Raw genomic sequence first — 19,889 nt, forward strand, 5'->3', positions numbered from 1 at the left:
AGCAGAATTTGCTTTGCCGCATTCGCTCTCTATATAAGCTCACATTTTCACAAATAAACCTTATTTTGGAAAGGAACGATGTTATTATGACAAACAAAATCACAGAACGAATTACAGGACACACAGAGTTAATCGGTTTAATTGCCACACCAATCAGACACAGCTTATCACCAACAATGCACAACGAAGCTTTTGCAAAACTTGGGCTTGATTATGTGTACCTTGCTTTTGAAGTGGGCGACAAAGAATTAAAAGACGTCGTTCAAGGATTCCGTGCAATGAATTTACGTGGTTGGAATGTTTCTATGCCAAATAAAACAAATATCCATAAATACTTAGATAAACTATCTCCAGCTGCAGAACTTGTTGGAGCGGTAAATACAGTAGTGAATGATGATGGCGTTTTAACTGGTCATATCACAGACGGAACAGGCTATATGCGTGCTTTAAAAGAAGCTGGGCATGATATTATCGGTAAAAAAATGACGATTTGTGGCGCTGGCGGTGCGGCAACAGCAATCTGTATCCAAGCAGCACTAGACGGTGTAAAAGAAATCTCTATTTTTAACAGAAAAGATGATTTTTATGCAAATGCAGAAAAAACAGTAGAAAAAATCAATTCTAAAACAGATTGTAAAGCTAGATTATTTGATATAGAAGATCAGGAGCAATTACGTAAAGAAATCGCCGAAAGTGTTATTTTCACAAATGCGACTGGTGTTGGTATGAAACCTTTTGAAGGAGAAACATTATTACCAAGTGCCGATATGTTGCGCCCAGAATTAATTGTATCAGACGTTGTGTATAAACCAACAAAAACAAGATTACTTGAAATCGCTGAAGAACAAGGTTGTCAAACATTAAACGGTTTAGGAATGATGCTTTGGCAAGGTGCGAAAGCTTTTGAAATCTGGACACATAAAGAAATGCCAGTGGATTACATCAAAGAAATCCTATTTTAAAAACTTGCATTGTTAGAAAGTTATCGCTAATCTTAAGACATAATATTGAATGAGGAGAATTTTAGATGAATAAAGTAGTCGTAAAAAATGTAACTTTTGGTGAAGGTGCCCCGAAAATTTGCGTACCAATGGTCGGTAAGACAATCCCTGCTTTAAAAGAAGAAGCGGAAATGTTAAAAACGATTGATTTAGATGTAGTAGAATGGCGCGTTGATTTCTTTGAAGGTGTGGAAGATTTAGCTAAAGTGGAAGAGGCTTTAACAGAAATTCGTGTTATTTTACCAGAAACACCAATTTTATTCACTTTCCGTAGTGCGAAAGAAGGCGGAGAATTAGCGGTTAGTGATGCATTTTACTTTGAACTAAACAAAACAATCGCTGCTACTAAAAAAGTAGACTTAGTAGATGTGGAACTTTTTAATGAAGAAGCAGATGTTGCCAGTCTTATTGAAACAGCACATAAAAACAATGTAAAAGTAGTTATGTCTAATCATGATTTTGATAAAACGCCTGCGAAAGAAGAAATTATTTCGCGTTTAACTCGAATGGAAGCACTCGGAGCAGACCTTCCAAAAATCGCAGTTATGCCAAAATCAGCAGCAGACGTGCTAACGTTACTTTCTGCTACTAATGAAGTATTTGAAAAAGCCAATCAACCAATTATTACTATGTCAATGGCGGGAACTGGTGTGATTAGCCGCCTTGCTGGAGAAGTATTTGGTTCTGCGATGACCTTTGGAGCTGCGAAAAAAGCATCTGCTCCTGGTCAAATTGATGTCAATGAATTGCGCCATGTGCTAGATTTATTGCATAAACAATTTTAAGAAGTCCGTTTTTCAAAACCTTAAAATTAGATTTAACCATCTAAGTTTAAGGTTTTTTGTTATAATAAGGAAACAGGAAATTTAAAGGAGACGGAATTTAGTGAAGAAATTACTTTTTTTAGGTGATAGTGTAACAGACGCGGGAAGAGAGATTCAAGATGGAGCTGATTTAGGGCACGGGTATGTAAAAATCATTGCAGATCAATTAAGCGGAGAAGACGTTACTGTTTTAAATCGTGGGGTTAGTGCGAACCGTGTAGCAGATTTACACCGTCGAATGGATACCGATGCAATTGAGCTTGCACCAGATGTTGTGACAATCCTAATTGGAATAAATGATACTTGGTTTAGTTTTAGTAGATGGGAAGATACGTCGGTTACTGCATTTAAAGAAGTTTACCGGGTGATTTTAACGCGAATTAAAGCGGAAACAGAGGCGCAAATTGTTTTAATGGAACCATTTGTATTACCTTATCCGGAAGATAGAAAAGCTTGGCGAGGAGATTTAGATCCAAAAATTGGCGCCGTCCGTGAACTTGCTGCCGAATTTGGAGCAATACTTATTCCACTAGATGGTTTAATGAATGCATTAGCTGTTAAACACGGTCCAACATATTTAGCAGAAGACGGTGTGCATCCGACAAAAGCAGGGCATGCAGCAATTGCCTCCATCTGGCTAGAGTTTACAAAATAAGTCTTTACAGGGATTTTTATCCATGCTATAGTTGATTCTATGCGATGAGCCTACAAGCAGTGACTTAAGTATCACTGCCCCATTTTCCGCGTTATAGCTTTGTGGAAGGCTGCGGAAAATGACGCTATCAAATGCCCCTTAAAGAAATTTAAGGGGCATTTTTTTATAAAAAAAGGAGTGTTTGTTTTGCAGAAAGAGAAGGCACCAATTAGACTTTATTTTTTACTAATAGCAGTGATGGCGAGTTGGGGCTTTAATGTTACTATGACAAAAATTTTAGTAAGTTATTTTCCAACAGTTACGATGACGTCATTTCGAATTTTCACGGCGGCAATCACGGTTATTTTTATTTTAATAATAACGAAAAAATTAAGATTACCTACCAGACGGGAACTTGGTTACATCATTTTAGCGAGTATTTTTAATATCGTACTGCATCATTTCTTTTTATCTAATGGGTTAAGAATGACATCAGGTACAAATGCAGGATTGATTTTAGGGTCTGCGCCGATTATTGTAGCGCTCTTTTCGGTGATTTTTCTGCGGGAACGAATTGGGATAGCCAGAGCAATTGGATTTTTAGCAGGGATTTTTGGCGTGAGTTTGGTTGTTCTTTCAAGTGGAGCTGGAATAAGTGGCATTTCGACAGGCGATATTTATGTATTTATCGCGATGGCTTCTCAGGCGTTTAGTTTTATTATTATTAAAAAGCTTGCAGGATCAATGGACACGGGCTTAATGACTGGATATATGCTTTTTATTGGTTCCATTATGCTATTTGGATTGAGCCGTCTGATGGAGCCAAATGGCATATCGCAATTAGTAGCAGTTGATTCGTGGAAGCTTTGGTTATTATTCATTGTTTCGGCAGTAGTCGCAACCGCATTTGGGAACTTTGTTTATAACTATGCAGTAGGAAAAATTGGTCCATCTCGATCCGCGATATTTATGAACTTTAATCCACTTTTCTCATTAATAGGTGCACTGCTTTTCTTAGGTGAATCGATTAAAGCACTTCAACTAATTGGTTTTATTTTTATTATTATTGGCGTTTTGCTCGGTTCGGGAGCCTTAATGGATATTATTCTAGAACGTAAAAAAAGCAAAATTCGTAATCCAGAAAAACTACTAAGTGAATAAGTTTGACTTTTACTGACCTTTGTATTATAATTTTGTTAGTTACTTATTAAAAGTAACATTCGATAGGAGGGATAGCATGAAATTGTTATTAAAAAATATTAATGAATTAGCTGCAAAACAAAAGAATGAAGGACTTACTGATTTCGAAAAAGAAAGACAAGCTGTCCTTCGCCAAGAATATTTACAAAAAATCAGAGGAACAGTACAAGATAATTTACATCATGTGACAATCATCGACCCACTAGGCGACGATGTAACTCCTAAAAAATTAAAAGAAATTCAAGCTGAGTTACGAAGCTAATATAAATAAATTTAATCCACCTGAAACTAATTCTTAATCTAGTTTCAGGTGGATTTTTTTGTCACTTGAACCTTACTTATAAATAAAAAAATAAATCTCTAACTAAAGTAATCAAAACTAACGTAATAAACTTACATAATAAGCGATTAACTGTTGGTGGAACCTTTTAGCTAGTAGACATTGTTTGGTCATTTCTATATAATAAAAAGGAGAAGAAATTAGTACGGCGGAAGGGGATTGTAATGGCAGGCAAAATGAAACTTTTCTCTGTAACGAGTGAGAGACCACTTGCAACAAAAATAGCAGAGTATCTAGATATACCTTTATGTGAGGTGGAGCTTCAGAAATTCAGTGATGGAGAAGTGAAGATTAATATTGAGGAGAGTATTCGCGGGACTAATGCATATGTAGTACAATCGATGAATGCTAATGTCAATGAACGTATAATGGAGCTTTTAATTATGGTTGACGCTTTAAAAAGAGCTTCCGTTCATTCTATCAATATAATCATGCCTTATTATGGCTATGCTCGCCAGGATAGAAAAGCACGTTCAAGAGAACCAATAACTGCCAAATTAATGGCAAACTTAATCCAACGTGCTGGTGCAGATCGTTTAATTACAGTTGATTTGCATGCCGCGCAAATTCAAGGCTTTTTCAATATTCCAATTGACCATCTTTCGGCAGTTCCGCTTATTGGTGATTATTTAATTGAAAAATACGGAGAAAAAGATGTCGTAGTTGTCGCGCCAGACCATAGTGGTGTTGTTCGTGCACGCCGAATTGCAGATCGGTTAGATGCACCAATCGCTATTTTAAATCGTAAACCAAGACCACATGAAGACCAAATCATGAGTGTCATTGGAGATGTCAAAGGTAAAGTTGCAATTGTTGTCGATGATATTATTGATACTGGCGTTCGCGCAACAACTTCAGCTGATATTTTACTAGAAAAGGGTGCTACAGAAGTAATTGCTTGTGCAACCCATTCAGTTATGGCTGGAGATGCAACAGAACGTTTACAAAACTCAAAAATCAAAGAAGTTATCACATCCGACTCCATCGACCTTCCAGAAGATAAACAATTTGAAAAACTAACCACCATCTCGATCTCTCGCATTCTTGGTCGAGCAATTGAAGGCGTTCAAGAAAACCGCTCATTACATCCATTGTTTTAAAATATCATTTAAAGTAGAGACACAGTGGCGTCTCTACTTTTTTGCACACGAAAATCTGTCGACCGTTAGTAGTGCAAAAAACACGCTAGGTCGACAGAAATTTGTAATTACTTGCAGGAGAACGATTGAGACATTTTTACAAGCAATAAAGCAGAGTAAACACCCTGATTCTTCCCAAAAATAAAGCCGGTCGACAAAAAGTGAGGGTTGAGGTAAGATGGGAGTAAGAGGAAAATGGAGCGGGTTTTAATTACTTATTGTGAAATGTAAATAGCATTGATACTACTGTATCTAAAGAAGCTTCAACGTTTTAATTACTTATTGTGAAATGTAAATACTTAAATCTACACCAGTTAAATCGGCACCATACAGTTTTAATTACTTATTGTGAAATGTAAATTTCTTTAAATCATCTTTTAACTTAGCTTTATCTAGTTTTAATTACTTATTGTGAAATGTAAATAGAGGCTTTAGATGAGGCGTTAAATTATTTTAGAGTTTTAATTACTTATTGTGAAATGTAAATTTATCTGCTCCATCTTTTTTCATGTCCGAGTACAGTTTTAATTACTTATTGTGAAATGTAAATATTGAAAAAGCAAAAGACAGTGTAAAAAAAATTATTGTTTTAATTACTTATTGTGAAATGTAAATATCAGAAATGTTAAAAGTTACTTGTATATGGCGCTGAGTTTTAATTACTTATTGTGAAATGTAAATCACTGATTTTAAAGGCGGTAAAAACATTTTAGCAAGGTTTTAATTACTTATTGTGAAATGTAAATAAAATAGCAGATACAATAGATGCTCTTTCTTGTTCAGTTTTAATTACTTATTGTGAAATGTAAATTTTACAGCAAATGAAGTAAACCCCATAGACGCGCTGTTTTAATTACTTATTGTGAAATGTAAATTCAGGAGTGACAATGTTTTCTTTTGCGACCACATCGGTTTTAATTACTTATTGTGAAATGTAAATTGTAGATTATCATGTTTTGTTTCTATTACTTCGAGTTTTAATTACTTATTGTGAAATGTAAATGACAATCTGGGAGCGATGTATACAGAAGATGAACCGTTTTAATTACTTATTGTGAAATGGAAATACCTTTACCATAGCTTCCATCTGTTTCATGTTCCTAGTTTTAATTACTTATTGTGAAATGTAAATGACGCAAAATATCTAGCGGATGGTATTAGAGACCAATGTTTTAATTACTTATTGTGAAATGTAAATATGGTATGTGTTATGTAATTAGGTACAAGTGGTCTTATTTTAATTACTCACTATGTATAATCCGTTTAGCTCTATAACGTAGCTGTAGCGCACATTCTTAGTTAGCCTAGCTTCGATAAAGAAGCAAAAATTAGAAATAAAAGTTTTAAACTGTTTTTCCCGACTTAATGACATAAAACAATAAAACGACAAAAAGGGGAATATATTATGAAAAAAACATTATTTTTTTTACTTTTGCTATTATTTTTACTAGCTGGTTGCGCGGCGAAGGACGAAGAATTGTCCAAAGATACAGAAATTTATAAGGAAAATGTCATAAATGCTGATTATAAAGTGCCTCAAAACTTGACGGAACTTGCATCTGCCAGTGAAGATATTGTGCAGGTGAAATTAGTCCGAAATAAAAAAAGCGGCGAAGAAAACAATACAATAAGTGAAGTAGAAATAATTAAAAGTTACAAAGGTACATATAAAGCAGGAAATAAAATTGATATTTCAGAGCCATGGTTTTTTGTTGCCGGCAAATACCAAGCTGTTGAAAACTATATTGCCCTTGAAAAAGATTTAATCTATATTTTATTTTTAAATGGCGGACACGACCAGAGTGAAATAAATTATATTTCTAGCATGGGTTATGGTAAATTTTGCGAAAGTCTGCAAGAAAAAACAGCAATTATGCAAGATTTTTCGACTGTCAAAGAAATTCAACCATATGACTTTATTTCCAATTTAGATGAGGAAGTCTTAAAATATCAAGAAATAAAGCAAGAAGTGTTGAAAACATATAATTAAGCTCAAAATAACTTTTAAAACTAGTTGCGAAAATCTGTTTTTTCTAACATAATAGGAAAAAATAATAGGGGATGATGCTTTGATTATTGACGTTTTACAACATGTGCCACACGAAGGGCCAGGTCTTATTGCGAAATGGGCGAAAGAAAATCGACATCAATTAAGAATTCATTGTTTATTTAACGAAAAAATGCAATTGCCAACTGATTCGGAGTTTTTAATTGTACTTGGTGGACCGATGGGAGTGAACGATTCTGCTGAATTTCCATGGTTGATAGAGGAACGTAATTTAATAAAGCAGCTCATTGACCAAGGAAAAGCTGTTTTTGGTGTTTGCTTAGGAGCGCAACAAATTGCAGCAACACTAGGTAGTCATATTTCTATTAATGATGAAAAAGAAGTTGGCTTCCTTCCTGTGAACAGAACCTCAATGGCATTACCTTTTTTTCCAGAACAATTAAATGTTTTTCATTGGCATCAAGAAACTTTTTCCTTACCAAAGGGAGCTAAACGCTTATTTAATAGTGAAGGTTGTGCGAATCAAGGCTTTTTATATGGTAAAAATGTTTTAGGATTGCAATTTCATTTTGAAATGGAAAAAGCGGGGATTGAGACGATTTTGCAAGTGGATAAGGATTTTATTACTCCTGGAAAATTCGTTCAAAGTATTGAGGAAATGTGTGAAAGAGATGTCCCAGAAGATAATCAACGAATGTTAGAAGCGATTTTAGATCACTTAGTAGCGGGGAAAGAAACTGGGGAATAAGTACAAATTAGTCACAATAAAAAAGCAAGCATCTGTTCTATAGAGCCATTTTCAAAAAATGGACGAGACGAGATGTTTGCTTATTTTTCGTTTTAGAGACACATTTATTTAATACCCTGTTTCCACAGAAGCGTTAACAATATACATTAAATCATTTTTATCCTCTTTATCTTCTAAGAAAATTCCGCTCGTTGTTACCATTCCGCCTGGCATTGTTTCGATTGTAACCGTACCATAAGGAATAATCGCGCGAATCGCTTCTTCATTTAGCTTGTCAGCATCACAAGGTAACGCGAGTTTGATATTTACTACCATATTTTCTAAATTATTTTCAGGAAGCTGGCTACGTATTCCGGGCATAGAATTAGTGAAAATCGCATTTCTAACTGCTCGTTCAGCTGCTTTCGTAATATTTTGACCATGAACATCTACTCCAAAACCAGTTTGGATAAATAATAGTTTTTCCAACTTGACTCACTCCTTAAAATCTTTAATTAGTGCCGCACCAGGTCGGTTTTTGGCATAACCTTCCATGACTTTAGTGAACTGACTTCCTTCTAAATCAGAAGACTCTGCAAAAATTTGTGCCATTTGTTTACGTTGTGCTGCTCCAAGCTCGTTTTCTAAGTCCTTACCAGCTGTTGTTAAAAAAATACATCGTTGTCTTTTATCACGTGTTCCTTGTTCAATGGTAAGTAATTGGCGCTCTTTTAGTTCAGCAAGAGGTTGATGTAGAGCTTGTTTGGATATTTCTAGAAACGTCAAAAGCTCATTAATAGTGAGACCAGGTAATCTTGCAGTGAAAAACAAAATGCGGTGATGCAGTCTTTTCAGTGAATGCTTGGCAATAATCAAATCTGCGGTTTCAGTGAAAGCTTTATAACCAAAATAAAATAAAGCGATTTGTTGATTCATGCTTTGTTCATTGTTCATAAATAATACCCCTTTTTCTATCAATATCCATAGTATAGCATAAATAAGGGTTGGTAATAACTGCAAAAGCGATCCTTTTTTAGTAATCTAGCTTAATAATTATTGAGTAAAACTACCGGTAAAAAAGTGAAAAAACCAACGTTTGTGTCTAATTTGTTACGTAGTTAGAATATTTGTTCAATTTTAAAAAAGACATGATAGCGCTTTATTCCTTTTTGTTGAGCCATTTTAATAATTATAGATTGAATAATAAGAATATTCATTTAAAAAAGAATTGCTTTTTCTTCCTTGAACGTATTGTTAGTTATTTTTAACGACGGTATACTTTGGATAATAAATTGACCTATGAGGAGATAATTATGAAAAAACTTTTTAAACTTTTATTAGCAATTACATGTGTTATTGTACTGACATATCCAACTGTCCCTGCATTTGCAGAAGAAACTTCATCAGATAATGCCATCGTCAATATCCCTGATACAGCTTTAAAAGCATATTTGAACGGTCAACTTAATCAAGCAAGTGATGCAGATATTACAAAAGACCAAATGGCATTAATAAAAACAATCACTCTTTCAGGATCCACGTTTACCGATTTAACAGGCTTAGAAACGGCCGTAAACCTGGGTTCAGTGAGTATAAGTAATACAAATATCAGTGATTTAAATCCTCTTAAAAACAATACAGAATTAACCTATTTAAGAGTTATTGGTGATAACATTACAGATAGTTCATTTCCAGATTTGAATGGTTTAACTAAACTTGAGAGTATAAGTATAAGTAGTAAAAATGTAACGCATCATGTTTTTGAAAAGTTAAATAAATTGCCTAAACTAAGGTATTTATACGCGGAAAATTCAATGAAAATTACAGATATTTCCCCGCTTGCCTCATTAGAAAATTTGGAAACACTCTTTCTTCAATTTGATGGCATTGATGACTTTAGACCTTTAAATGATTTTGCTAGTTTTAAAAATGGCACACTTAAATCACTTTCAGCTTTTGGTCAGAATACGGGTCGAACTAATCCGAGAATTACTTTGAAATCTGGAAAATTAGATTATAATGAAGCGAATCAAACGCTTTACTTACCATTTTCAATGATGCCAAACCCATTAACTAGTTTTGATGGCACAGTAGCACCATTTTCAAAATCAACTTCTGCAAGTAATACCTATTTAGGTTTTAATGATGTAGCAGTTGCAAGTTCTCGTCTTACTATTACAGATGATGGTATTACTGTGAGCGGAGTAACAAAAGAGGAGTTCGATAGTCTAACAGAATTGGAATATAATGCGCGTTATGATTTCCCGACAGGAAGTTATCCAACACCACCGAGCATGACGAATTATGTTGTCTCTAGTGGGACATATGACCAATATTTTGACATTAGTCATACGTTAGATTTAACTGCAGATGAAACTATTGGCTACAATCAATATGCCGTAACTACAAATGACCAATTTTTACAAGATATCAATGCGAAAACAGATGACGGAACAGCGGTTCAAAGTAATTTTGACCAAGTAGTAGATTTAAACACACCTGGCGAATATATTGTTACTTTAAATGCAACAAATAGCGCTGGACTTCAAGCAAACCCTGTAGAAGTGAAAGTAACGGTTTATGCAAAACCAGTTATCACAGCAGATCCATCTATTAGCTATGAAGAAAATACTACCAAAACAGCGGAAGAATTTTTAGCAGAAACAAATAGCTCTGTTACAGAAAATGCAACTCTTACAAGTGATTTTAATGATGTTGTGGATTTAAACACACCTGGTGAATATACGGTAACTCTTCAGGCTGAAAACGAACGTGGTCAAAGTGCGGATCCAGTCCAAATCATCGTGACAGTAACAGCTAAAGTTAATCCAACAAATCCAGTCGAACCAACAGATCCGGTGGAGCCAACAAATCCAGTGGAGCCAACAAATCCGACCGAACCAACAAAAGTAACACCAGACCCTGAAAATAATAAAACGACACCAACAAAAGAACCGACAAACAAATCGACAAAAGCAAATGAACCAGCAAAACAACCTATAACCAAAGAGTCATCAACCAATTTAATGACGGAAGAAAGTATGGCACTAACAACAAAAGAGCCAACAAAAACAACCCAACAAAAGCTTCCTAAAACAGGTGATACAGATTCTAAAACATTGCCAGTTGCTTTCACTAGTTTGATGCTTGGTTTAACAGCAATGATCCTTTTGAAAAAACGTAAATAAGTAAACAAAAACACAAAATTCCTCGCCTAAAATTCTTTTTATAGGGTAAAGTATACTATAAGAAAAGCTATGGGAGGTCAGTATTATGGATAAATATCACCGTATTCTTGTCGCTGTAGATGGTTCAGAGCCAGCAAAACAAGCATTTGAAAAAGGATTAGATCTAGCATTAAAACTAGATGGAGTTCTTGGAATTGCTAGCATTGTGGATTTACGAGCCTTTTCGCCAAACGTTTCTTATGATGGTAGTTTGGAAGAAAAAGCAGAACTAGAATTAAAAGGTAATGTGAACGAATACGCCGAGAAAGCCAGAGCTGCAGGAGTAAAACAAGTAGAAACTTTCGTTGCTAAAGGAAATCCAAAAGTCTTACTTTCAACTGATATTCCAGCACAGTTCCAAGCAGACTTAATTATTTGTGGAGCTACAGGGATGAACCGAGTCGAAAAACTAGTATTAGGTAGCGTTTCATCTTATATTATGGCACACGCGATTTGTGATACGTTAATAGCAAGATAAGAAAAAGGAGCCGAGGGTGGGCTCCTTTTTTATTTATTCTTGACCTTTTTCTACATAACTCATATCATTTACATCCTCAATTTTGAAATTACCATCTTTATAAGTGATTTTTGTAACACTAGCATTTTGAATACCAGTTGCTGGAAGTTTATAACCAGGCTCAATAGTATCAAGAAGTGCGCCGATGCTTAGTCCGTGAGAAACAAGTAGGACATTTTCATCGCCTTTTTTACTTTCTTTTTTCGCTACTTCTGTTAGTCCATCTTTAAGTCGACTTTGAATAGTTGCGTAATCTTCCGCAGGCCAGTTTTCGCCTTCTTTCACACGTGTTTTATCTAATTTTGCTACACTATCAGCGAAATTTTTTGGTGAAATACCAGCACTTTGCCATTCTTCTAATGTTTTCCCTTGGCTTTTCGCAATATCTGACCACATATTGTGATTTAAGTCGCCTTCATATGATCCAAAGTTAAATTCGCGGAAACGTGCATCTGTTTGCAATTTAGTATCCGAGGATTTTGCACTTTCTTCTAAAATCAGGTTTGCCGTTTGAATTGCGCGTCCACTGTCACTACTATAAGCTGCCCCAAAATCAACATCTTTTAATCCTTTTCCTGCAGATGTGACAACTTCTTCCCCAGCTGGAGTAAGCACGGCATCAGACCATCCTTGTACTCGGTCTGTGGTGTTAAGCATTGTTTTCCCATGACGAACAACATAGAATGTCACTGTACCATCTTTCTTTTCTGTTGTTTTTGTTTTGCTCGAAGTTGAATCGTTCCCACAGCCCGCAATCAGAAGTAAAGCGCAAAACATAACCATCACTTTCAAAACATTTTTCTTCATTCTTTTTCTCCTTTTTTATAAGTATTTAGCAAAATAAAAACCCAGATAAATTAGAAAAAAGCCCAAAAGCCATCTTCCAATCCATCTAGGTTATGCCCAAATTAAGGTAACATTCCTGAATAGGTATTTGTATATAGGATGATTTTAGCATAAAAGGGAAGCGTTTACAAGAGCGTTTTTTCTGTCGATGGAGAGTAATGTGAAAAATACAGGTGACTGACAGATTTTGTGAATGTACTGGGAGAGAATGGAAGTAACTGCTTTTCTATTTTAAAATCATAGTTATAAACAGCATAAAAGTGAATTTTATAATCGGTCGACAAAAATAAAGGCGTGAGGTAAGATGGGAGTAGGGATAAAAAGTGGCGGGTTTTAATTACTTATTGTGAAATGTAAATTCTGAAAGTTGTGAGTGTTATGACAATGTAGCCACGTTTTAATTACTTATTGTGAAATGTAAATACCAATCAAGAACGTGGTGTAAAATCTCTCTTGAGTTTTAATTACTTATTGTGAAATGTAAATATATTTGTTGTTAAAAATATCAATAGATTCATTACAGTTTTAATTACTTATTGTGAAATGTAAATTCTGGATAGGCAATCTCAACACTCACACAATCTTTGTTTTAATTACTTATTGTGAAATGTAAATGGAAGAGTATGAATAAATGAATACTTTGCGATTAACGTTTTAATTACTTATTGTGAAATGTAAATATTAAATGAACTACTAAAATAGTAATGTGGGTGTGAAGTTTTAATTACTTATTGTGAAATGTAAATATCAAAGTACTCGTCTGTACCCACCATTTTCGTTTTAATACTTATCATGAAATTTAAGTATTGGAATTAATGGTTTTGGTGGTAGAGATGTGAATATTTTGACTATGACTTATAAAACAGCCTTTGAATTCTAGATATTTGTAATAATATTCATTGCTTATTAAATATATTTTAAAAAGTAGTAACTAATCAAGCTCTGAATCACCTTGAGAATAAAAGTGAATTATTTCAATAATATAAATGAGAAATGCCAAGAAATACACTACTTTTTTAAGTGTTTTATTTTCACTGGATTTAGTAGTTCTTTTATGTTAAATTAAACACAAATAGCGGAGGAGGTGACACGATGAGACTACGAATCAATTGTGATTTTGAATCAAATATAATTCCAAAAGATTATCGAAGTAAAATAATCAGTTTATTCAAAACAGGAATTGAGAAAACTGTCCCAGAAAAATATCAAGCTTTTTTTGGAAGTAATCAAAGGAAAAATTACACTTTTTCAGTATATCTTCCTAAGCCTCAAAATAAAAAAATGGAAATTTATTTAGAAGAGAAGAATTGTATCATTAATTTTTCTACCGGAAATGCAGAAACAGGTGTGATTTTTTATAACGCTTTTATGCAATTAAAGAATAATAAAATACCATTTTCATCTCAAAATAATATCACTATTAAAAGTGTTATCATGGATACTGAGAAAAAAATTATCGGAGAAAAAACAATTTTGAAAACGCTTTCTCCTATTGTTAGTCGAAATCACTATAAAGATACGTATAAAAATTGGTTTTATAGTTTTGAAAATGAAGCGTTTGAATCAACTTTAAAAAGAAATATGTCTCCTTTTTTAGAAGAGGAGTTTGGGGTACAAGCCCGTTATGATTTAGAGAAAATGAAAATAACGCCAATTTCAATGAAAAAAGTAGTTGTTTATTGCCATGATATACATATTGAAAGTTCGGTAGGCGTATTTGAATTAACAGCAGAACCTTATTTGCAAAAATATTTTCTTCAAAACGGACTCGGTACAATGACGGGATCTGGTTTTGGCATGATAGAGCAGCTTTAGAACGGAGGTGGATTTTTATGCAAACAGAGATTGAATTAAAAGCGAATGATTGGCTTGTAAATGCTGGTATAGTTGGTTTTCTTAATATTGTTGGGAAAGAAAATGTGAGAATTGATGGACAAACATTAAATTTTTCAACAGAGGTTTTAGAAAATTTTGAAACCAAATATTTCAATTATTTTATCAGAGAATACAAAGAAACTTTAGCTTGGCATAAAATTGTTTCATATAAAGAGAAGATGGAGTATTACAGGGCGGAAGATTTCGCTTCTTTTGATGAAAAGGCTTTAGAAGATTTGAATAAGTATGTAAAAGATGTAGTGAAATTTTATTTAAAAAAATCCAATTATATTAAAGTTTTTCCACTAATAGATCCTAAAGCTAATGTGGAAGAGTGGCTTGGTAATTTATCTCTTATTAAACTATCAAAAAAACAAAAATTGGAAGATGGAAAAGTGGAATTGCTTGAGGAAGTAAAAGAAACATACGACCAATTAGACGTTATTATCGATTTTTGTGCTAGCGAGAAAGGGCTCAAGTATTTAGGCGCAAAAAATCTGATTTATTCTGTGATTAATAAAGGGTGGGAAGGCGCATCATTTCTTTATTTAAAAACTAAATTTATTGATCCTTATGAAGATTATAACGTTTCGTTTTTGGCCCCTGTTTTCGAATATTTAGATACAGATTTATCAAAAGCGAAATATAGCTGTTTTATTTGTAATCAACCAATTAAAAAGTTGGAATTAGGGCTTAGCTTTATGAATGATATAGGGTTTGACATTAAAAAGAAAACATCACATGTCTGGGATTTTAATAATGATGTTGTGACCTGCCCAATATGTCGTTTAATTTATTCATGTGTTCCAGCAGGATTTACGTATGTATATGGAGAAGGGATGTTTGTTAACGATTCTTTTAGTATAGATAAATTATATGATGTGAATGAACATATGCGTGAATCCATTTTACACTTTAATAATGATGGGATTAATTCGGTTAATCCATATAGGGCGCTAGTGGAATCTATTACCATGGAAAAAGAGAAGCAAAGAAGGTTCGATTTAGCGGACATTCAATTAGTTAGATACGAAAATGAACATTACCGGTTTAATTTACTTTCCAAAAAAATGCTGCATATTTTAAATGATTCTAAAACAGTTTTACAGAGTTTAATAAAATGTGGTTATAAAGAAGGAAATCTGAATATCAATTTATACAAAGAAGTCATTCAACATTTAATGAATAATGAAAATTTATTTACACTTATTCATAAGCTGATTTTTTATAAGCAAACAAATGTAAGTGGCTTGTACTACCAAACAGGGCATGTTGCAGGGATTTTAGAGATAAACACAAAATTTTTGAAGGAGGTAAACGTGCTAATGAGTGAAAAAATTGATTTGGGGAAAATTCAGTTATTCGGAAAGCTATTTAAAGAAGGTTATTATGATAAAAAATCAGAAAATAAAATACCGGGAATCACATATAAATTGTTAAATGCTTTAAAAGTAAATGATAAGGATGGGTTTATGGATACTTTATTAAATAGTTATTCTTATTTAGCTAAACCAATTCCTCGTGATTTTATCGAAGTCTTTTCAAATAAAGAAACTTTTAAGACAATCGGTTATGCATTCATGTTAGGAGTGAGTGGAAATAGATTAAAACAAGAAGATGGAGGGAATTCAGATGAAAAATAAAGGACTAGCAATGACAATCGTTTTCCAAGCAGAAAGTGCCAATTATGGGGAGTCTCTTGGTAATATTTCGGCATTAAAAAAGATTTCTCGCAATAATGGTGATCAATATACCTATATTTCTCGCCAAGCAATTCGCTATAATCTAATGGAACAGATTGGCGAAAAAGTAGCACCTGTAAAAGCAGAAGGTGGCGGCGATAAGAAGGTTATTCAATTTTTAAGTGAAGCTTCTATTGTAGATTTTCCTGAGCTAGACTTTTTTGGTTATTTAAAAACAGAAAAAGGAACTGGCGGACAAAAGCGTTCAGCTAAGGTACGCTTGTCTAATGCAATTTCTCTTGAAACATTTAAAGGTGATTTAGATTTCTTAACAAATAAAGGTCAAGCAGATAAAATAAATGAAAATATGAATATCGCCCAAGCGGAAATTCATAAATCTTATTATCGTTACACCATCACAATTGATTTAGACCAAATTGGGATTGATGGAACGGTGGAAATTGATAAGAAAGAAAAAGCTCGTCGTGTGAACAAGCTAATGGATACTGTTGCATTCTTATATCGTGATATTCGCGGACGCCGTGAAGACTTAAAACCGCTCTTCGTTATTGGCGGAGTTTATGATGTGAAAAATCCAGTATTCCAAAATGTAGTAGATGTAATAGACAATAAAATCGTTATTGAGAATATGGAAGGTTTATTGAAATATAATGAAATTGGTGGAAATACAATGGTTGGTATTATTGATGGCCAATTTACGAACACGGATGAAGTAAAAACGAGATTAAACGCAAAATCTGTACCAATATTCTTCAATGAAATTAAAGAAAAGATTGATGACTATTATGAAGGCAATTAGAGTAAAACTTTGGCAGGATTTGGTTAATTATAAAAAGCCGACTAGTTTTCAATTAAAAGAAACATACCCATTGCCACCATATTCAACTGTGATTGGGATGGTTCATACACTTTGTGGATTTACCAGTTACCACGAAATGAAAATTAGTATTCAAGGTAAGCACTTCTCCAAAGTGAATGATTTAGCGACGAGATATGAGTTTAAAAACGGAATGACTTACGATGAAAAACGCCATCAAATTAAAGTCGATAATTATGGCGTGAGTCGTGGGATTTCCACTGTGGAATTATTAGTGGATTTAGAATTACTGCTACATATTATCCCAGAAGACCCATCGCTTGTTCCAGTTATTGAAAAAGCATTCAAAGAGCCAATTGAGTATCCGTCACTTGGTCGTCGGGAGGATATTGCTACAATTCAAGCTGTGGATGTTGTGGAAGTGGAGAAAAGGAAGCCTAAAGAAAATAAAAGTGTGCATATTTATAAAGATTATAATGCCTATGTACCAATTTCGCTCGCAGAAAGTAAATTGGTTCGCTTTAAATCACAAGAAAGCTCTGTTGGACGTCGTGAGCTATTAGGAACTAGGTATTTATTAACAGAGAAATATGAACGTGTTAATCATGGAACAGAAAAAGCGCCGAAATTTTTCCGTAAATGGCGTAAGAAAGATGTTATTTATTCAAGTAGAATTTTTGTTTCAAAAAATGATGTTTTTTATTTGGATAAAGATGATTGTTTGGTTTTTATTGAAGAAGAGGCGTAATAAATAAGAAAAGTTACCCCTTGAATAAAGTTTTCAAGGGGGTTTTTCTTCTAACTAGGAGGTTTCATCATGCAAAAATACTTAGCAAAATCAAATCCCCCCGAAACAATTCAAGAGCACACCGATAATTTACTAAAAAACTATCAAACCCTTAAAGAACTTTATCCAGAAATCAATGTAGATTGGTACTTATTAGAATTAGTTTGTTTACTGCATGATTTAGGAAAGATGAATCGGCTTTTTCAAAAGAAGGTGGGAAATGGTTCTGGAGTTGGAAAAGAGATTCCCCACGGCTATTTGTCAGTTGCGTTTGTCCCTTATAGTAAATTAGAAGATTTAGGGTATTCGGAAGATGAAATACAGGTAGTTTATCAAGCGATAGCGCGCCATCATGAAAGAAAAAAAGATTTTACGGAACAAGAATGGGAAAATGAAATAGAAAAATTAGCAGAGCAATGGAAAACATTTTTCTATGATCGATTAGCTGATAATGCGGATTATAGTAGCGAAATAGACGCAATTTATTTCTATCCAGATGCTCGTATTTTTGAAGAGGATGGTTCAGGCACAATAGAAAATTTCAAAAACTACGTCCAACTAAAGGGTCTACTAAACCGAATTGATTTCGCGGCAAGTGCTGGTATTGATGTAGAGCTCGAAAATGATTTCCTGCAAGAATCCATGGAGCACCAATTAGCGAATTTTCGAAAAAAAAACGCGGCTACTGATTGGAATCTACTACAAAAATATATGTTACAACACCAAAATGAAAACGTTATCGTAATTGCTGAAACTGGAATGGGGAAAACAGAGGCGGGACTACTTTGGCTTGGAAACAATAAGGGCTTTTTTACACTACCTCTACGGACAGCTATTAATGCCATATATACCAGAATTATTGATGAGATTGTTACTGATCGACAAGCACAAAGAGTTGGGTTACTTCATTCAGAAACTTATAGCCAATACCTATTACATGAAGAAAACGCAGACATGGAGATTGATGAATACTATACAAGAACAAGGCAAATGTCTCTACCACTCACTATTTGCACACTCGATCAGTTGTTTGATTTTGTATTCCGTTATGCTGGATTTGAACATAAATTAGCAACGTTATCATACTCCAAAGTAATTATTGATGAAATTCAAATGTATTCACCAGACTTACTTGCATATTTAATTATTGGGTTATCTTATATTGATAAATTTGGCGGTAAATTTTGTATTATGACAGCTACCTTGCCAGGAATTGTACGGGATTTGCTCCATGATAATGAAGTGGATTTTATTCAACCAGAAGAAAAATTTGTTTCAGAGCGAGTTAGACATAGCGTGGAGGTTGTTCATACTGAGATAGATAGTGCTTTCATTGAACCATTTTTTAACGGGAATCGAATTTTAGTTATTTGTAACACGATAAATAAAGCGAAAAAAATGCACTCGGAACTAAAATATATATTTCCAAATAAAAAAATCCGTTTAATTCACAGTCAATTTATTAAAAAAGATCGCTCCAAAAAGGAAGAAGAAATTTTTAAAGATGGGCAGAAAGATAATCCAGGAGAATGTATCTGGGTTGCAACACAAGTCGTGGAAGCTTCTCTTGATATAGATTTTGACTTGCTATTCACAGAGCTATCTGACATTAATGGGCTTTTTCAAAGAATGGGCAGATGTTACAGAAATCGTGCACTTGATGTGGCTACGAATGTGTATGTGTTTGATGGGGGAGAAAAAGTTTGTTCTGGAGTAGGGCAATTTATTGATAAAACAATTTTTGTGAATTCAAAAGAAACAATAAAGGATTGTAGTGGTATTTTGACTGAGGCGAAAAAGATGGCGATAGTTGAACAAATATATTCTACAGAAGCATTAAAAGGAACTGAATTTTATAAAGAACTTACTAAAACTTTAAAATATGTCCAGGGATTTGAGAGTTATGAATTAGATAAAAAAGAAGTTCGTAGCAAATTTAGAAATATAAATTCTGTATCAGCTATTCCAGAAAAAGTGTGGCAAGAGAATGAAGATGAAATTGTTAGATGTATGAAAATCTTAGACAAATCATCCAAAGAAGTATCAAAAAAAGAAAAAATGATGGCAAGGACTAATCTGGCTGAATTTATGCTGAACATTCCAGATTATCTGTATAACAAAAGCGAAAAAGAAATTCATAGAATCAACCGTTATGAAAATGTGATTGAGTTTAAATGCGATTACTCAGATGAAATAGGAATCATCATACAAGAAAAACAAAAAGAAAGTTTATTCTTTTAGGAG

18 protein-coding genes and 2 CRISPR repeat arrays are annotated in these 19,889 nt (G+C 33.8%); of the genes, 15 read left to right on the forward strand and 3 right to left on the reverse strand.

Annotation, left to right across the window (positions count from 1 at the left end; translation table 11 throughout):
- Positions 1–86 precede the first annotated feature (86 nt).
- The 8 genes from HCJ45_RS03515 to HCJ45_RS03550 all read left to right on the forward strand — a co-directional run bounded on the left by HCJ45_RS03515 (position 87) and on the right by HCJ45_RS03550 (position 7,894).
- A complete protein-coding gene (locus HCJ45_RS03515; protein ID WP_185345853.1) occupies positions 87–962 on the forward strand; it encodes a shikimate dehydrogenase in 876 nt (291 codons plus the stop codon).
- A 65-nt stretch (positions 963–1,027) separates the two neighbouring features.
- Positions 1,028–1,786 carry a type I 3-dehydroquinate dehydratase gene (gene aroD, locus HCJ45_RS03520; RefSeq protein WP_187124041.1) on the forward strand — a complete coding sequence of 253 codons (759 nt, stop codon included), beginning with the start codon at positions 1,028–1,030 and terminating at the stop codon, positions 1,784–1,786.
- A 100-nt stretch (positions 1,787–1,886) separates the two neighbouring features.
- Positions 1,887–2,480: a GDSL-type esterase/lipase family protein gene (locus HCJ45_RS03525; RefSeq protein WP_187124042.1), complete on the forward strand. Its 594-nt coding sequence runs from the start codon at positions 1,887–1,889 to the stop codon at positions 2,478–2,480.
- 186 nt (positions 2,481–2,666) lie between these two features.
- On the forward strand, positions 2,667–3,620 hold the full coding sequence (locus tag HCJ45_RS03530) for a DMT family transporter (RefSeq protein ID WP_187124043.1): 954 nt from the start codon (positions 2,667–2,669) through the stop codon (positions 3,618–3,620).
- Positions 3,621–3,696: 76 nt separating this feature from the next.
- A complete protein-coding gene (locus HCJ45_RS03535; protein WP_185345845.1) occupies positions 3,697–3,921 on the forward strand; it encodes a DUF896 domain-containing protein in 225 nt (74 codons plus the stop codon).
- 242 nt (positions 3,922–4,163) lie between these two features.
- A complete protein-coding gene (locus HCJ45_RS03540; protein WP_187124044.1) occupies positions 4,164–5,099 on the forward strand; it encodes a ribose-phosphate diphosphokinase in 936 nt (311 codons plus the stop codon).
- A 243-nt stretch (positions 5,100–5,342) separates the two neighbouring features.
- Positions 5,343–6,336: direct repeats of the CRISPR family, unit length 29 nt; unit sequence GTTTTAATTACTTATTGTGAAATGTAAAT.
- A gap of 207 nt (positions 6,337–6,543) precedes the next feature.
- Positions 6,544–7,128: a hypothetical protein gene (locus HCJ45_RS03545; protein ID WP_187124045.1), complete on the forward strand. Its 585-nt coding sequence runs from the start codon at positions 6,544–6,546 to the stop codon at positions 7,126–7,128.
- 79 nt (positions 7,129–7,207) lie between these two features.
- Positions 7,208–7,894 carry a type 1 glutamine amidotransferase gene (locus HCJ45_RS03550; protein ID WP_187124046.1) on the forward strand — a complete coding sequence of 229 codons (687 nt, stop codon included), beginning with the start codon at positions 7,208–7,210 and terminating at the stop codon, positions 7,892–7,894.
- A 108-nt stretch (positions 7,895–8,002) separates the two neighbouring features.
- Here HCJ45_RS03550 and HCJ45_RS03555 read toward each other — a convergent pair whose 3' ends face one another.
- Together HCJ45_RS03555 and HCJ45_RS03560 are read right to left on the reverse strand one after the other, a co-directional pair.
- A complete protein-coding gene (locus HCJ45_RS03555; RefSeq protein ID WP_187124047.1) occupies positions 8,003–8,362 on the reverse strand; it encodes a Lin0512 family protein in 360 nt (119 codons plus the stop codon).
- Between the two features lie 6 nt (positions 8,363–8,368).
- Entirely contained in the window at positions 8,369–8,827 is a 459-nt protein-coding gene (locus HCJ45_RS03560; RefSeq protein WP_185345835.1) for a MarR family winged helix-turn-helix transcriptional regulator, read from the reverse strand.
- A gap of 359 nt (positions 8,828–9,186) precedes the next feature.
- On the opposite strand from HCJ45_RS03560, the gene HCJ45_RS03565 reads away from it, so the two are divergent.
- The gene (locus tag HCJ45_RS03565; RefSeq protein ID WP_187124048.1) at positions 9,187–11,061 is read left to right on the forward strand and encodes a LapB repeat-containing protein; all 1,875 of its coding nucleotides are present in this window, start codon (positions 9,187–9,189) and stop codon (positions 11,059–11,061) included.
- An 85-nt stretch (positions 11,062–11,146) separates the two neighbouring features.
- Complete coding sequence (locus HCJ45_RS03570; RefSeq protein ID WP_187124049.1) at positions 11,147–11,578, forward strand: universal stress protein; 432 nt, start codon at positions 11,147–11,149, stop codon at positions 11,576–11,578.
- Between the two features lie 33 nt (positions 11,579–11,611).
- Here HCJ45_RS03570 and HCJ45_RS03575 read toward each other — a convergent pair whose 3' ends face one another.
- A complete protein-coding gene (locus HCJ45_RS03575; RefSeq protein WP_187124050.1) occupies positions 11,612–12,424 on the reverse strand; it encodes a histidine phosphatase family protein in 813 nt (270 codons plus the stop codon).
- Between the two features lie 369 nt (positions 12,425–12,793).
- Positions 12,794–13,209: direct repeats of the CRISPR family, unit length 29 nt; unit sequence GTTTTAATTACTTATTGTGAAATGTAAAT.
- A 346-nt stretch (positions 13,210–13,555) separates the two neighbouring features.
- On the opposite strand from HCJ45_RS03575, the gene cas6 reads away from it, so the two are divergent.
- The 5 genes from cas6 (at position 13,556) to cas3 (ending at position 19,886) form a co-directional block, all read left to right on the forward strand.
- Positions 13,556–14,278 carry a CRISPR-associated endoribonuclease Cas6 gene (cas6, locus tag HCJ45_RS03580; RefSeq protein WP_187124051.1) on the forward strand — a complete coding sequence of 241 codons (723 nt, stop codon included), beginning with the start codon at positions 13,556–13,558 and terminating at the stop codon, positions 14,276–14,278.
- 17 nt (positions 14,279–14,295) lie between these two features.
- Entirely contained in the window at positions 14,296–15,981 is a 1,686-nt protein-coding gene (gene cas8a1 / locus HCJ45_RS03585) for a type I-B CRISPR-associated protein Cas8b1/Cst1 (protein ID WP_187124052.1), read from the forward strand.
- Positions 15,971–16,840: a type I-B CRISPR-associated protein Cas7/Cst2/DevR gene (gene cas7i / locus HCJ45_RS03590; protein WP_187124053.1), complete on the forward strand. Its 870-nt coding sequence runs from the start codon at positions 15,971–15,973 to the stop codon at positions 16,838–16,840. The genes cas8a1 and cas7i overlap by 11 nt, the downstream gene beginning before the upstream one ends.
- Positions 16,818–17,606 (forward strand): type I-B CRISPR-associated protein Cas5b, encoded by a 789-nt coding sequence (gene cas5b, locus HCJ45_RS03595; protein ID WP_187124054.1) that lies wholly within the window; start codon positions 16,818–16,820, stop codon positions 17,604–17,606. The genes cas7i and cas5b overlap by 23 nt, the downstream gene beginning before the upstream one ends.
- 69 nt (positions 17,607–17,675) lie before the next feature.
- Positions 17,676–19,886 carry a CRISPR-associated helicase Cas3' gene (gene cas3 / locus HCJ45_RS03600; RefSeq protein WP_187124055.1) on the forward strand — a complete coding sequence of 737 codons (2,211 nt, stop codon included), beginning with the start codon at positions 17,676–17,678 and terminating at the stop codon, positions 19,884–19,886.
- Positions 19,887–19,889 lie beyond the last annotated feature (3 nt).

The sequence above is a fragment of the Listeria immobilis genome (assembly GCF_014322845.1).
Taxonomy (GTDB): domain Bacteria; phylum Bacillota; class Bacilli; order Lactobacillales; family Listeriaceae; genus Listeria; species Listeria immobilis.